Source organism: Pseudonocardia ammonioxydans (assembly GCF_900115005.1).
Classification (GTDB): domain Bacteria; phylum Actinomycetota; class Actinomycetes; order Mycobacteriales; family Pseudonocardiaceae; genus Pseudonocardia; species Pseudonocardia ammonioxydans.
On record NZ_FOUY01000023.1, the window covers coordinates 25542 to 40555 of the forward strand.

The following is a 15014-nucleotide window of genomic DNA, read 5'->3' on the forward strand; positions in this document are numbered from 1 at the left end:
GGGCTCACCGCACACGGGGTCGGCCCGTCCCGGCGATGGTTGCCCGACGCACCGCCTCGACCTGGTCACGGACCAGGTGCCGTGCCCGCCACGCTCGGCCTCCGAGCAGCGAGGCGGCGGCATACGTCGGCGTCAGCTTGAAGCGGAACGCCGTCTGCGAGTCGTTCCCGTCGACACAGATGCGCCATCGGGCGAAGCTCCCGCGCTCACGGGCGACCGCGAACGACACCGTGTATCCGGCTTCGGCCACTCCTCGCCGGGTCACGGAGTCGTGGGTTCCATAGGGGTAGGCGAAGGCCCGTGCCCGTACCCCGGTCACGCGTTCGAGTTCGAGGCGGGCGTCAACGGTGTGACGTCGCAGCTCGGATGGACCGAGCGCCACCATGCGCGTGTGGTCGAACCCGTGCACGCCGAGTTCCATCCCGGTGGTCGGCAACCGGCGCAGCTCGTCGGCGGTCGCAATCCGTTCGCGCGCGTAGTCATCCGACCAGCACACGGCGCCCCCGATCAGACCGCTGGGCACGAACAGTACCGAAGGGATTCCGAAGCTCGAGAGAATCGGCGCAGCCAGATCCACGACGGACCGGTGGGCGTCGTCGATCGTGAGCAGGAAGCTCTTGTGCGGCAGGCGGACGTCGCCGGCCCACCACCCGAGGTAGGAATCCAGGTCGACGGGCCGCCACCCGGAGTCGAGAAGTGACCCGAGATTCGTGCGGAAGTTCTCCGCGGTGACGAACAGGTGGTCGGGATCGCGCCCGGACAGCGGCGCGCCGAAGAAGTGGTACATGAGGACCCTCGGTGAGGTGAATGCCCGCCACGGTGCCGCCTCCTCCACCCGGAACATCCGCCGTCGTACCTCTTCGCCCGCCTCGTCCGAGGCGTTCACCGGGCACCGTCGCTGCGGAGCACCGTGGGAACCGTCAGGAGCAGGATCCGGAGGTTCTCCGTCACGCTCCAGCGGTCGACGTAGCGAACGTCGAGTTCGAGCATTTCCCGGGTTCCCATCGTGCTCCGTCCGCTGACCTGCCAGAGGCCGGTGATACCCGGGCGGACGTCGAACCGGCGCAGATACCTCGCCGGGAACTGCGCGGCTTCCCAACCCAGGCAGGGCCGGGGGCCGACCAGGGACATGCTCCCCGCTATCACGTTGAGCAGCTGTGGAAGCTCGTCGATACTGGTCCTGCGGATGAATCGGCCCACCCGGGTCACCCGAGGGTCGTCGTCCATCTTGCAGCTGCCACCGCGCGACGTGTCCTCGCCCGCCAGCTCCCGAGCGATCAGCTCCCGGTGCGCCCGATCGTCCCCACCCATCGTCATCGAACGGAACTTGAGCATCGTGAACGGGTGCTGGTCCCGGCCGATCCGGCACTGGCGGTACAGCACGGGCCCGGCCGAGTCCAGGCGGATGGCGAGCGCGACCAGCAGAAGAACCGGGGCGACGATCACCATGAGCACACAGGCAAGGCTCACGTCGACGATCCGGCTCACTACGAGTGCCCAGCGCGTCGGTCGGCGGAGGTCAGGGGCTTCGTCGAACATCGACTCTCCCGGTGGTCAGGGCGAGCAGGGTGTAGAGCAGGTCCCCGGTACCCCGAAGGGTCAGATGGGGATCGAGAACGGTCAGGACGAGCAGGAAGATCCAGCTGATGTGCAACGTCATCGCGACGGCGCCGGCCGAGTCCGGTTGCTCGACCTGTGGCCGCACGGAACGGAGCACCGCAGCGGACAGCCAGAGGAAGCCGGCCAGGACCGGGATGCCCCCGATCCACAGGAAGGCCAGATAGCCGGCTTCGAGGTAGATCACATCGCGCCACGTCTCCGGAGCCACCAGCACCGGGTCCGGGGTCACCCCGATCAGCCAGTTCACCGGTTCGAACGCGGGGATGTAGGCGTTGGACAGATTGTCCCAGCGTCCTTGCCAGCTCACGGGTACCCCGGTCTCGCCGAAGTCCGCAAACCGCCCCATCAGCACGGGCGCGCCGATCAGCAGCGGGACCGGCGCCAGCGGCAGGAGGCGCCACGCCCAACGACGCAGGTCGGGCACCGACCAGAGCAGGAGCGCAACGGCGACAGCGGCGGAGATCCAGGTGGAGAACTGTCCGGCTGCCAGAACGCCGCAGCTGAGCACCGCTCCGGCGACGACCAACTCGCGACGAGGAAGTACCCGACGCACTCCGCAGGCCACCGTCAGGACGGACGCGATGATGATGACGTCGCCGGTCGCGATCGGCGACGCGAGCGTCGTCGATCCCCGGGACTCGAGTGCGCCGTCATTCGCGTCGGGGCTCCACGTCGACTCGAGCGCATGGATGACCGGACCGAACTCGAGGGTCTGCAGGATCGCGATCAGCGCGACGACCGTGGCCGGCCAGATGATCAGGCGAACGCACCACACGACCTGCTCGTCGCGGACGACGCTGCACCGAACCAGGAGGTAGAGCGCGACGAGCTTGCAGATCGGGAGAACCGCGGCGAGTTCGCCGCTGGTGGGTACGTGCCCACGCAGCATGAGCGACGCGATCGGCCAGACCGTCGAGAGCAGCAGGAATGCCGCGAGCGGGAGGTCGGTCGGGTGCGACCGGAGTGGCCACGCATCCCCGCGGCACAGCCGCAGGTAGGCACCGAACAGCGCACCGAGAAGTATCAGGGCGAGGAGCGCTTCGTTCGGCCGCACCAGCGGGAGCAGGTTGCCCCGGTCGATACCGGCGATGATCGGAAGGGTTGCGAGGTAGGCATAGGTGCCGATCACCGGCTTCCACACGCAGGCCAGGAACAGCAGCAGGATGCCCGCGGCGCCGCCTACGATCATCACGGTCTGAGCATCGAACCGTGTCGAGGCGAAGGCGCTCACCGAGGCGATCAGCCCGGCCGCCCACCACGCGGCACTCCGATTACGGAGGAGCAGCCGCCGACCGTCTCGCGCGTCCGTGAGGTCGACCCCGGTCATCCGCTCCTCCCCAGCTGCGGGATTCGACGATGCGCTGTCAGCGCGTACACGGCGACGGCAGCCGCCGACACGATCACGACGATGCCGAGCGTCGACGCGGTGCCCGGGAGCGCAATCACGTACCACGAGAGTCCTGCCAGCAGGACGGGCAACATCGCGACCGATCCGACGGCCGACGCCACTGCAGCTGGTCCGTCGAGCAGCCGCGCCGAACCGACGGTCACCCGCACCGCGGCGAGCACGACGAGCGCGCCGGACAGCTCACCGATCGGGATGGCCAGGACGAGCACGACGATCCGGTGTCCCTCGACCGGGACGAGCAGGGCCAGCGCGGCGGTCGCAAGCGCTGCCACGGAGGCGACTTCGCTCCCGCGCCGTGCTCGGATCTCGTTCCTCGCTGCGAACAGCGCCTGTCGACCGAGGTCGTGTACACCCCCGATCAGCTGGGCGAAGGCGACGACGACCAGCACCGCGGCGAGATCCCGGACGACTCCGGGCTCGGCGAGCCGGCCCCGGGCCAGCACGTCCGCCACCGGCACGGCCAGCACGCTCAGGGCGACCAGGACCGGGACACTGGTCAGGAGCGCGAACCCGGTGCACTGTCGCCAACGAGTGGCCAGGTCCACCCCGTTGCCTGCGGCCGCACGTGCCAACCGGGGCAGTGCCGCGATCGAGACCGCCCGTCCGGTGAGGTAGGCGGCGGCATTGTACACGGCGTAGGCCATCTGCGCGATGATCACTCCGCCGGCCACGGTTCCGGCGCACGTCAGGACCACGAACATCGAGAGGCTGGGCCAGGCGGCCACACCGACCGACCGGATCAGCCGCTGCACCGGGTCGGCCGAGTCCGGTGACCGCGCTGCACGCAGCGAGGGCCGGACGAGCATCCCGCATCGCGCCGCGCCGAAGCACTGCAGCAGCGCGTGCAACCCCACGGAGAGTGTGCTGCCGAGGCCGAGCCAGACGATCATGGAGGTGGGCACCTCACCGATCTCCAGCCCTGCCCCCCACACGAGTCCTGCAAGGACCATCGTTGCGATCAGTCCGAGGTTCTCGATGGCCGGTGCCCCGGCTGATATCGCGAACCGTCCGTGTGCCTGCTGGGCCGCGACGCCGAGCGCGGCCACCGAGTAGAGGACGATCTGCGGCGCCACGAACAGGAAGAGCAGGATCGCCAGGCGCCTCGCCTCGTCCATCTCGACAAGGGCTGCCGGATAGCCCAGCGTGACCACCCACGCGATCATCGGCGCCAGCACGAGGAGGAGGATCGAGGCGCCGACCGCCAGCACGAGCACCCGGAACGCGACACCTGACGAGATGGCACGGGCGTGCTCGCGCCCGGATCGCTCGACGGCCGAGACGACTGCCGGGACCAGCACCATGCCGAGGACCGGACCCGCGATCGTGGAGTAGACAAGTCCCGGTAGGACATACGCGATCTGGAACGTGTTCCCGAAGAACGTCGGCCCCATGACCGCCCCGGCGACGACGACGCGCAGGAGACCGGTCACCCGGCTCATCAGCGTCCAGCCGGCGACCGTAGCGGCGTCCCGCGCGGCCGATTTCGTCGACGGTCCGGCCTGGTTGCTCATCATCCTCGCCGGCCCCACTTCCTTCGGCCGGCGAGCACCACGGCTCCGGCCGCGAGCGCGCCGATCCCGGCACCGAGCGCCGCGCCGGTGAGCGCCCCGGGCCGGTCGTCCGGGACCGGGTGCGGCGGGAACAGCAACCGCGTCCGGACGAGTCCGTCGGCCGGGACGTCCGAGAGGTAGGCGGTCTGCAGGTACTCGTCGACGACCTGCTCGGCGACATGGGAACCGTGCGCCACATCCGCGTCCCTGATGTCGAGCGTGATCAGACCGGTCTGCAGGTCGGCTTCGGCATGGACCCTCTCGGCGAGAGATTCGGGCGGCATGCCGAGCCGAGCCGCGACCGGCACCAGCACCGGGCGATCGGTCAGCATCCGGGTCTGGGTCGCGAGCGCACGCTCGGCGCTCCCGTCATCGTCGACGAGCGCGACCACGACGACCGCCCGGATCACCGCGACCGGTGGCTGCAGCATCGCACCGAGCCATCCGGCGACCGCAGCCGCCAGCACGACAGCCACCACCCGGACCACGAGGCCCGCGTCGAACCGCTGCTCGTGCACTCGCGGTCGGGGCCGGGTCACCGGAGCGTCGACGAGAGTCATCGTCGACGCCGACGCGCGCGCAGGAGGACGACCGGTGCGGCGACGAGTACCCCGAGCAGCGCGCCGGTGACGAGAGCGACGTCGACGCCCGGGCCGGCCGGTGCGGACACCGAGAACGGCGGCACGAGCACGGTCGGAACGGGACGCGCCAGATCTGCGGTCGTCAGGCTGTCCAGCTGCGCGACGAGCGCACGTTCGCGTTCGCGCAGATTGGGAGCCGGGTTCGTCCGGAGAGCCGCGCGGGTCTTGTCGAGCTCGGTGCTGACGTACTCCCGTGCCGGGGCGCTCCTGGTGCCCGCGGAGATCTCCATGTACCTCGTGGTGAGTTCACCGGCGAGTTGCACCGCCTCGGCCCGGTCCGCCGCGCGGACGTCCACCCGGATGATCTCGGACGAGTCGACCACCTCGACCGTGACCCGGCGCTGGAGGTCCTCGACCGTGACCCCGTGGGCACCGGCGACCGGTTCGACGACGGCACGACTGCCGATCAGGAGGAGCTGGGTCGTCAGGTTCCGGTCCTCCCGCAGGAACCCGGTGGACTGCTCGACCGCCACCGGGTAGAGCAACTCGGTCCGGCCGGTGTACTCGGTCGGAATGAGGAACCAGACGCCGCCGGCGAGCCCGACACAGACAAGAACGATCATCAACGCGAGCTGTGCCAGGCGACGGGCCTCCCGCAGGGGCATCGCCTGTGGAGCCGGCGACTCCTCGATCTTCTCGTGGAGAGCGTCCCATCCCGCTCCGGCCGGTGCGTCGCGGTCGGCCGCCGTCGGCCACACCTGCGGCACCGGTCGCGTCCGCGGCGTTCCGGTGGCGCACTCGGGCTCGTGCGGGGTCGCCGGTGCAGTGGAGGGTGCGCCCTGATCAGGTGTCACGACAGAACCGTTGCTGCCGTCCGAAGGCCCGGTGCCGTTCGTGCTCACCGTCGGCCTCCCGTGAGCACGCTCGCCACGCGACGGACCTGAGCGATCGTCATCGTCGGGGACATCGGCAACGACAGGATCCGGCCGGCTGCGGCCTCGGTGACCGGGAGCGCAGCCCTCGTGAACTCCGCGAAGGCGGGCTGCAGGTGACACGGGACGGGGTAATGGATCCCCCACCCGATCCCGGCCTCCTCCAGCGCCCGGATGGCCCCTTCTCTGTCCCGGGCCCGGACGACGGCGAGGTGGTGCACGCTCTCCGACCGTGGGTCGTCCGCGACCGGAACGACGTGGGGCGGCAGCGCCGCGCGATACTCGGCCATCACGGCTCGCCGATGGGAGTTCTGACCATCGAGGTGCGGAAGCTTGATCGAGAGCACCGCCGCCTGGAGGGTGTCGAGTCGGCTGTTGCGGCCACGGAGGTCGTGCCGGTGCCGGTCGGTGGACGACCGGCCGTGATCGGCGATCCGGCGGATCCTGCCCAGCAGTTCCCGGTCGTTCGACGTCACGGCCCCACCGTCGCCGAGCGCCCCCAGGTTCTTCCCCGGATAGAAGCTGAACCCGGCTGCATGGCCCGAGCCCCCCGCCCGGCGCCCCGTCCACCGGGCGCCGTGTGCCTGTGCTGCGTCCTCGATCAGGGCGAGACCGTGTCGCCCGGTGACGGCGAGCAGACGATCCATGTCGGCCATCCGACCGTAGAGATGGACCGCCATCACGGCCGCAGTGCGCGGGGTGACCTCGGACGCCACCGCGTCCGGATCGATCAGCAGGGTGTCCTCGAGGACGTCGACGAAGATCGGGACAGCGCCGACCGCGCACACCGCCTCGACAGTCGCGATGAAGGTGTTGCCCGGAACGATCACCTCGTCTCCCGGGCCGATGCCCAGCCCGAGCAGGACGAGTTCGAGCGCGTCCGTTCCGTTCGCGACGCCGACGGCGCCCTCGACCCCACAGAAGTCGGCGAACGCGCTCTCGAAGAGCTCGATCTCGACGCCGCCGACGTAACGACCGTGCCCACGGATGTCGCGCCATGCGAGATCGATCTCGGCGGACACGGCCCGGTTGATCTCAGCGAGGTCGAGGAGCGGGATCGGACTCCGCTCGACGTCGAAGGTGGTCATGTGGCCACCTCGTGTCCGGGTAGGAGTACCGGGGTGTCCGCTCCGTCCTCGACCGTCTCCGCCATCTCGGACGGACTGCTCAACACACGGAGGTGTCGTGATCTGCGGTAGCCGTACCTGATCATCGCCACCCGACCGCCGTCGGCGTCGATGGACATCGCGCCCCCTTGTCGAACTCTCGCACCAGCTGTGCAGGACCATTCGCTCCGGGGGAACTCCGTCGTTACACGTCCTCCGACATTCGGACCAACCATTCCGAGTGAGCGAACGTATCGAACGAGCCGTGAAAGTGGGGTCGGTTCGCCTTTCTGGACGCCTCGACGCTGGTCAGCCGCACGGCCGAGTGGCGTAACAGATACGACGAATCGGCCCACGCCACACTCTCGACGAGGAGATGACGTTTCCCGGCCACCCATTCGGAACGCGTTCTTGCGCATACTCCCCGTCACGACGCCGTCGTCCGCGTTGCAGGTGCGTAACACGGGCCATGCAGATATCGAGGGTCACTCCGCAAACCTCTGACGCCCCCATTCGTTGCACTGTGATTCCGTTCGTCGACGCCGCTCGCGGAGGAGACCACATGACAGTCACCGGTTCCTGTTCCCGTATCGCCGTGGTCGGCTACGGGTATTGGGGCTCGAAACACGTTCGGGTCGTCAGCTCGCTGCGAGACGTCGCCGTGACGGTCGTCGAGGCGGACGAGCAGAGGCTGTCGGAGGCCGGGGCGCACTATCCCGCCGCTCGACTGTGCCGGTCCCTCGACGAGGCGATCGACGACGTCGACGGGGTGGTCGTGGCCACCCCGGCCGGCAGTCACGTCGCGGTCGCATCGGCAGCACTGCGAGCCGGACGGCATGTGCTGGTCGAGAAGCCCCTCACCACCACAGTGGCCGACGCCGAGATGCTGGTCGATCTCGCGGACCGGTCGGGCGTCCACCTGATGACCGGGCACACGTTCGAGTACAACCCGGCCGTCTGGAAGCTCCGTGAGATCGTCCGCTCCGGAGCGTTGGGCCGCATTCTCTACATCGACGCCCAGCGGTTGAGTCTGGGTCGCTATCAGGTCGATGTGGACGTGGTCTGGGACCTCGCCCCGCACGACATCTCGATCGTCTCGTTCCTCCTCGACGAGATGCCGGCGACGACATCGGTATGGGCGAAGCGCAACGTCGGCATCCGGCACAGCGACGTCGCTCATCTGAGGCTCGACTTTCCGCGCTCACGAACCCACGCGTTCGTGCACGTCAGCTGGCTGAGCCCACGGAAGGTCCGAACCGTGACGGTCATCGGTGAACGCCGGATGGCTGTCTACGACGACATCTCCGACAACGAACGAATCCGGATCTACGACATCGGGGTCGACCCGGCTACGGTCGACGACGGGAGCGGTGCCCACGGACTGCCGATGACCTACAGGACCGGGGACATCACCTCGCCCTACGTGCCCTTCGAAGAGCCGCTGCTCGTACAGGACGGGCATTTCGTCGATTGCATCCGCGGGGATGCCGCGTGCCGTACCCCGGGGCGACGTGGCCTCGACGTCGTCCGCGTACTCACAGCTGCGGACCGGTCGATGACCACGGGGCTCCCGGCAGAGGTCACCCCGGCTCTCGACGACGCGACGCGCATCTCGGCGGCGGCGTCATGACCGTGCTCCGCCCGAGGGGCGACAAGCGCGTCCCCGCCGTGTCGAGTGAGGCCCGCGCGCAATGACCACATTGTTCCTGGCCACCACCGGAGGTCACCTCGAACAGCTGAACGACCTCGCCGCGCGCATTCCCGGGACCGGTCCCCGGCTGTGGGTCACCCACGCGAACGAGCAGAGCCGTTCGCTACTGGCGGACCGGGAGGTCGAGTTCGTGCCCTACGTCCGCGTCCGCAACGTTCCGGACGTCCTCAGGTGTGTCCCCCGCGCGCACCGCATGTGGCGCCGGTACGGCGTGACCCGAGCGGTTTCCACCGGGTCGGGCATCGCGCTGGGGTATCTGCCCTACCTCGCCTCCCGCGGCGTCGAGTGCCACTACGTCGAGAGCGTCGCCCGGGTCACCGGGCCCTCGCTCACGGGGCGGGTCCTGCACCACGTCCCGAGCATCCGTCGGTACACACAGCACACCCGGTGGAGCGGCCCACGCTGGCAGTTCGCGGGGAGCGTCTTCGACAGCTATCGCGCGGTCGCACCCGGCATCGCGGACCGGTGCACCGGCCCGGTGCTGCGAGTCGTGGTCAGCGTCGGTACCGCAGCCGAGTTCCCGTTCACCCGGCTCGTCCGGGCGCTGATCCCGATCCTCTCCCCCGGCGGGGAGCTGGCCCGATACACCGGTCGTACGGTGCAGGTGCTGTGGCAGACCGGTTGCACCCCCGTCGAGAGCCCGGCGGTCACCCCCGTCCCGTTCCTGCCCGCACACGAGCTGGCCGCCGCACTACGGTCGGCGCATCTCGTGATCTGTCACGCGGGTGCGGGATCCGTGCTGGGCGCGCTCGCCGCAGGTCGGCATCCCGTCCTGGCGGTGCGACGGTCCCGTGAGGGCGAGGCGGGGGACGACCATCAGAGCCAGCTGGCCGCCGAGCTCGCGCGACGGGGTGTGGCAACCGTCCTCGATCCCGAGGAGATCACCGCGGCCCGGCTGGTCGCGACCTTGGACCATGACGTGGATCGTCCGGATTCCCCACCGGCCTTCGGGCTGGCGTCGTGACCGCGCGCGTGGAACGGGTCGACCCCCGCACGGACCCGGCCTGGCGGGAGCTGGCAGCGCACGGCGACCTGTTCACCGCGCCACCGTGGCTGTCCGCGGTGTGCGACCACTACGGATTCGTCCCAGAGGCCCGGCTGGTCCGGGCCCCGGACGGGACACCGGCAGCCGGGCTCGCCTGGGTCGACGTCGCCGACGTGCGTGGACAGCGGCGTCTCGGTCTGCCGTTCAGTGATCGGGGTGATCCGGTGGTACGTCCCGGCGTGGACACCGACGACGCCTGGGCTGCGGTGGCAGCAGACATCTGCGACGATTCCGGCCCCACGTTGACGCTGCGCTGCCTGGACACGTCGGTTGCTGCCACCGACGAGCGGTTCGCCGTCGTGGGCGAGGCCGCTTGGCACGTCACACCGTTGGCGCCGGCCGAGGACCTGCATCGACGGTTGCGTCCGCACGTGCGACGCAACCTGGCCGCGGCCCAGCGCAACGGGTTGCGCGTCGTGCTCCGCGACGACCTGTCTGCGGTGGCCGAGTACCACCGTCTGCACCTGCGCCTGCGCAAGGAGAAGTACCGGTTGCTGGCTCAGCCGCTGGAGTTCTTCGAACAGGTGTGGAAGGCGTTCGCGCCACACGGTGGCATCCGGGTCGGTCTGGTGGACGTCGGTGGCCCTCCGATCGCCGGTGCGATCTACCTGGTGTGGCAGGACACCGTCTACTACAAGTTCGGCGCCTCCGCCGGCGAGCACCTGCATCTGCGGCCGAACGAAGCACTGCACTGGGCGTGCCTGCGCTGGGCCGCCGACCAAGGGCTGTCCGCCATGGACTGGGGTCTGTCCGATCTCGACCAGCCTGGTCTCGTGCGGTTCAAGCGCGGTTGGGCGACGCGGGAGCAGCGCATCCGCACGCTGCGCCCGCACGGCAGCCTCCCGACACACACCCCTGTCGACGAACTGCTCGGCGACCTGACGCGGTTGCTCACCGGACCCGAGGTGCCCGACCGGGTGACCGACCAGGCCGGCGCGCTCCTCTATCGGTACTTCTGCTGACACCTGATCACGACACCGCCCACGACGGTCGCCCGGACGGGCATCGCCGCCCCAGAACCAGGAGCACACCCATGGACGTGATCGCGCCACCGTGCAGACTCGTTGTCCTCGGACAGGGATACGTCGGTCTGCCCGTGACGATCCGAGCCGTCGAGGCCGGGTACGACGTCGTGGGGTTCGACGTGGACAAGTCCCGGATCGACAGGCTGAAGCGAGCCGCCAGTTTCGTCGATGACGTCTCCGACCGGGACCTCAGGACTGCGCTCGACACAGCACGCTTCCACCCGACCGACGACGAGTCGGCACTCGAGGGATTCGACGTCGCGGTGGTATCGGTGCCCACACCACTGCGGGACGGTGCACCCGACCTCGGGTGCGTCCGCGACGCGGCACTCGCTCTCTCCCGGCATGTCCGGCCCGGATGCACGGTCGTGCTGGAGTCCACCACCTACCCGGGCACCACGGAGGACGAGTTCGTCCCGCTGTTGGAGTCCGCGGGACCTTGGAAGGCCGGTCGCGACTTCCACGTCGGCTACAGCCCGGAACGCATCGACCCGGGCAACCAGCGCTGGACGTTCCGCACCACCCCGAAAGTCGTCAGTGGGATCGATCCACAGTCGCTCGACGCCGTCGCCACCTTCTACCGCTCGCTCGTGGACCAGGTCGTGGAGGTCCCGGGGCCTCGGGAGGCCGAACTCGCCAAGCTCCTGGAGAACACCTTTCGACACGTCAACATCGCGCTGGTGAACGAGCTCGCGGTACTCGGCCATGAGCTCGGGGTCGATGTGTGGTCGGTGATCGAGGCCGCGGCGACCAAGCCGTTCGGCTTCATGCCGTTCCGGCCCGGGCCGGGCGTGGGCGGGCACTGCCTCCCGATCGACCCGTCCTACCTCTCCTGGCAGGTGCGCCGGACCCTCGGCCGGCCGTTCCGGTTCGTCGAGATCGCGAACGATGTCAACGACCACATGCCCGATCACGTCGTCCACCGGATCACCGCCCGGCTGAACCGCGACCGCAAGGCGGTCAACGGCAGCCGGATCCTGCTGCTCGGGCTGGCCTACAAGCCGAACTCGGGCGACGCCCGGCAGTCCCCGGCGATCTCGGTCGCCCGCCACCTCGCTGATCAGGGTGCGGAGCTTCGAGCGGTGGACCCGTTCATCGAGCCGCAGCAGGTCCCGCCCGGGGTCACGCTGGTGGAGACCACCCCCGACGAGCTCGCCGCGGCCGATCTCGTCGTCGTTCTCACCGATCACGACGCATTGGACTGGGAACTGATCGGCGGGTTCGCGACGCGGGTGTTCGACACCCGCAACCGGCTCGGGGGGCACGGGGCCGAGCGGCTGTGACGCTCGGCCCTCGGCACTCCACAGCCCGTGCCCCACCGGGACCACCGCTCGTGCGCGACACGCATCCGTCGACCTCGCGTAACGCGGGTGCGCGGCGCCGACCGTCCTTATCCGAAGAGCTTCTCCTGCTCCTCCCGCAGCGCGTCGATCAACCGCCCCGGAGGCAGCGTCACGTCGTCGTAGGTCAGCACCGCGTCCTTCGCGACGTCCCGGGTCAGCACGCACCCCTCGGCCACACCCATCGGCAGCAGCCGCTCCGACCGGGTCACCGGCGAGGCCTCCGCGACGCCGTAGGTGTCGTACCCACCGAGACCGTCGAGGGTGTGCCCGGCCTTGAGGTCCTGCTTGGCGGTGGCGACGACGTCGACCCGCTGCCCGCCGGGCGGCGTGAGTGCGGCGTCGGCGAAGTCCACGGCCCGCACGATGGTGTTCGGGACCTCGAAGTGGCACAGGTGGTAGGGCGTGTAGAAGCTGTACAGCGGGCCCTCACCGAGCTTGTACAGGTTCAGGTAGTGCTGCTGCTTCGGGTCGTCGTGCGTGCCCAGCACGTAGATGCCCGGGCCCGGCTTGGCGCCGACCACGTAGTCGACGACCCCGCCCAGCGAGCGCAGCTCGTCGACGTCGTAGACCTGGGTCAGTTCGTCGACGTGACCGGCGTGGTCGCGGCCGTACATGCCCCGCTTGCCGACGGTGAAGCCGTGCGCGTTGGCCACGATCGCCTGCTCGAACGACACCTTGGTGCCGTCGGCGAAGCTGGTGACCATGTAGGGGTCCTGGCCCCACTTCTCCGCGAACGCCTGCTGCGTGGTCGGGGTGCGGTACTCGTCCTGCAGGCCCTTGATGTTGCCCGCGACCAGCGGCGTGACCCCGAGGCCCTTGACGAACCGCAGCAGGTTCCCCTGCACGCCCGGCTGGTCGCCGTCGGCCCCGGTCAGCACGACGCCGGCCGCCCGGGCACGGTGCGCCAGCAGCGGGCCGACGGTGCCGTCGAGCTCGGCGTTCATGGTGACGACCGGCAGGCCCCGCTCGATGGCGGCGACGGTGACGTGCGCGCCGAACTCGACCGCGCCGGTGACGTCGACGAGCACGTCGATGTTCTCCGCGGCGAGCAGCGCGAACGCGTCGCCCAGCACGACGGGCGTCCCGGCCGCGATCGCCGACTCGACCTCGGCGGTGGTGGACGCCTCGACGGGCTCCACGCCGGCCTCGGTGTAGGCACGCACGGCCGTCGGCACGGTCCGGTTGGCGATCGCGACGACGTCCATGCCCGGCGTCGAGTTCACGATCTGGTTGACCAGCCCGCGGCCCATGAAGCCGGCCCCGACCAGGCCGACGCGGATCGGGCGGTTCTCGGCGGCACGCTTCGCGAGCGCGGTGTCCAGAATGATCATCAGCGGGTCCTGGTGAGCGTGTCGGCGAAGTCCGGGTTGTCTGCCAGCAGCGGCCAGTTGGCGTCCTTGTCGGACACCGTCGCGACCTCGATCGGCCACTCGACGCCGATCGTCGGGTCGTTCCAGCGCAGGCCCCGCTCGGCGCCGGGGGTGTACGGCGTGGAGACCTGGTAGATCGTCGTCGCGTCCGGCGTGAGGGTCAGGTACGCGTGCGCGAAGTTCCGCGGCACGTACATGGCCTTGTAGTTGTCCTGGGACAGCTCCGCCCCGAACCACTGCAGGTAGGTGTCCGACTCGGGCCGCAGGTCGACGATCACGTCGAAGATCGCTCCGCGGACGCAGCGGATGACCTTGACCTCGGAGTTGGGCTCCAGCTGGTAGTGGAAGCCGCGCAGGGTGCCCGTCCCGTGGTTGTACGAGAGGTTGCACTGGGTGATCGTCGGGTCGAGCCCGGCCTCGGTGAACTCCTGCTCGCAGAACGCACGGGCGAAGAACCCGCGGTCGTCCTCGAGGCGCTTGAGGTCGATCAGCGCCGATCCGGGGAGCGTGGTCGGGTGGATGTCCATACCTTCAGCGTCGCCCATCGGGGCCGGAAGGTTGCATCCGCCCTCCGCATCGTGACGGGCGCAACTCGGCCGGACACGTACCGTTCGTGATCGGTCACGCACCGTCTTCAACGGGTACGGCGCCGGTCTGGTCGGGTCCTACGGCCGTCGAGCATGGCAGGTGTAGGTCATCCCGGTGCTGAACGACTTCGCGTCGGTGAGTTGTAGCCGTTCGGCCGTCCAGCCATCCGGGAACAGCCGTCGTCCGCGACCCTGCACCACGGGGTAGTGGAACAGGCGGAACTCGTCGACCAGTCCTGCCTCGATCAACGTGTGGCAGAGCCTGATGCTGCCGGTGACGACGATGTCCTTGCCGGGCTGCCGCTTCAACGCGGTCACCTCGGCGACCGGGTCACCGGACAGGATCGTCGAGTTCTCCCACTCCGGGTCGGTCAGTGTCGTCGACACGACGTACTTCTGGACCGTCTTCAGGTAGTCGGTGACACCCGTGGCGTCGTCGGTCTGCTCGGGCCAGTAGCCGCGAAAATCGGTGAACGTCTGCCGCCCGAGCAGGGTGGCGTCGGACCCGGCGTCCTGGCGGCGCATCTCGGCGAGAACGTCGTCCGAGTCGTCGGTCGGGTCGAACCAGTCACCGAGCATCTCGACGGCGCCGTCCAGGGTGATGTTCTGAGTGATCGCGAGAGTGCGCACGAGGTGCCTCCACGGTCGTCGGTGCGTCCTACATCAGTGACGACCACACGGACGCCGGAGACTCATCGCCGCCCACTCGGAGCGGCCGAGCCACTACGGCGAGGGT

Annotated in this window: 15 protein-coding genes; 4 read left to right on the forward strand and 11 right to left on the reverse strand. The window is 69.5% G+C overall.

From position 1 onward, the window contains the following. Window positions 1–4 precede the first annotated feature (4 nt). The 8 genes from BM093_RS21020 to BM093_RS36080 all read right to left on the reverse strand — a co-directional run bounded on the left by BM093_RS21020 (window position 5) and on the right by BM093_RS36080 (window position 7337). Entirely contained in the window at window positions 5–886 is an 882-nt protein-coding gene (locus BM093_RS21020) for a polysaccharide deacetylase family protein (protein WP_143105457.1), read from the reverse strand. Next, entirely contained in the window at window positions 883–1539 is a 657-nt protein-coding gene (locus BM093_RS21025; RefSeq protein ID WP_245773676.1) for a sugar transferase, read from the reverse strand. Before BM093_RS21025 ends, BM093_RS21020 begins: the two co-directional genes overlap by 4 nt. After that, on the reverse strand, window positions 1520–2947 hold the full coding sequence (locus BM093_RS21030; RefSeq protein WP_093347446.1) for a hypothetical protein: 1428 nt from the start codon (window positions 2945–2947) through the stop codon (window positions 1520–1522). Before BM093_RS21030 ends, BM093_RS21025 begins: the two co-directional genes overlap by 20 nt. Beyond that, entirely contained in the window at window positions 2944–4542 is a 1599-nt protein-coding gene (locus BM093_RS21035) for a lipid II flippase MurJ (protein WP_093347449.1), read from the reverse strand. Before BM093_RS21035 ends, BM093_RS21030 begins: the two co-directional genes overlap by 4 nt. Further along, a complete protein-coding gene (locus tag BM093_RS21040; RefSeq protein WP_143105458.1) occupies window positions 4539–5138 on the reverse strand; it encodes a YveK family protein in 600 nt (199 codons plus the stop codon). The genes BM093_RS21035 and BM093_RS21040 overlap by 4 nt, the downstream gene beginning before the upstream one ends. After that, window positions 5135–5926, reverse strand: coding sequence for a GumC domain-containing protein (locus BM093_RS21045; protein ID WP_093347455.1), 792 nt, complete (start codon window positions 5924–5926; stop codon window positions 5135–5137). Before BM093_RS21045 ends, BM093_RS21040 begins: the two co-directional genes overlap by 4 nt. 131 nt (window positions 5927–6057) lie before the next feature. After that, the gene (locus BM093_RS21050; RefSeq protein ID WP_093347458.1) at window positions 6058–7179 is read right to left on the reverse strand and encodes a DegT/DnrJ/EryC1/StrS family aminotransferase; all 1122 of its coding nucleotides are present in this window, start codon (window positions 7177–7179) and stop codon (window positions 6058–6060) included. Then, window positions 7176–7337, reverse strand: a complete 162-nt coding sequence (locus BM093_RS36080; protein WP_177238614.1) for a hypothetical protein — start codon at window positions 7335–7337, stop codon at window positions 7176–7178. The genes BM093_RS21050 and BM093_RS36080 overlap by 4 nt, the downstream gene beginning before the upstream one ends. 383 nt (window positions 7338–7720) lie before the next feature. On the opposite strand from BM093_RS36080, the gene BM093_RS21055 reads away from it, so the two are divergent. From BM093_RS21055 to BM093_RS21070, 4 genes are all read left to right on the forward strand, one after another. Further along, on the forward strand, window positions 7721–8827 hold the full coding sequence (locus BM093_RS21055; RefSeq protein WP_245773677.1) for a Gfo/Idh/MocA family protein: 1107 nt from the start codon (window positions 7721–7723) through the stop codon (window positions 8825–8827). Between the two features lie 61 nt (window positions 8828–8888). Then, a complete protein-coding gene (locus tag BM093_RS21060; protein WP_245773678.1) occupies window positions 8889–9872 on the forward strand; it encodes a glycosyltransferase in 984 nt (327 codons plus the stop codon). Next, window positions 9869–10915, forward strand: a complete 1047-nt coding sequence (locus BM093_RS21065; RefSeq protein ID WP_093347465.1) for a GNAT family N-acetyltransferase — start codon at window positions 9869–9871, stop codon at window positions 10913–10915. Before BM093_RS21060 ends, BM093_RS21065 begins: the two co-directional genes overlap by 4 nt. Window positions 10916–10986: 71 nt before the next feature. After that, window positions 10987–12261: a nucleotide sugar dehydrogenase gene (locus tag BM093_RS21070; protein ID WP_093347468.1), complete on the forward strand. Its 1275-nt coding sequence runs from the start codon at window positions 10987–10989 to the stop codon at window positions 12259–12261. 107 nt (window positions 12262–12368) lie between these two features. On the opposite strand, the gene BM093_RS21075 is transcribed toward BM093_RS21070, so the two are convergent. From BM093_RS21075 to BM093_RS21085, 3 genes are all read right to left on the reverse strand, one after another. Then, window positions 12369–13652 (reverse strand): NAD(P)H-dependent oxidoreductase, encoded by a 1284-nt coding sequence (locus BM093_RS21075; RefSeq protein WP_093347471.1) that lies wholly within the window; start codon window positions 13650–13652, stop codon window positions 12369–12371. Then, window positions 13652–14218 (reverse strand): dTDP-4-dehydrorhamnose 3,5-epimerase, encoded by a 567-nt coding sequence (gene rfbC, locus BM093_RS21080; protein WP_093347474.1) that lies wholly within the window; start codon window positions 14216–14218, stop codon window positions 13652–13654. The genes BM093_RS21075 and rfbC overlap by 1 nt, the downstream gene beginning before the upstream one ends. 138 nt (window positions 14219–14356) lie before the next feature. Next, the gene (locus tag BM093_RS21085) at window positions 14357–14908 is read right to left on the reverse strand and encodes a dihydrofolate reductase family protein (protein ID WP_093347477.1); all 552 of its coding nucleotides are present in this window, start codon (window positions 14906–14908) and stop codon (window positions 14357–14359) included. Window positions 14909–15014: the final 106 nt, after the last annotated feature.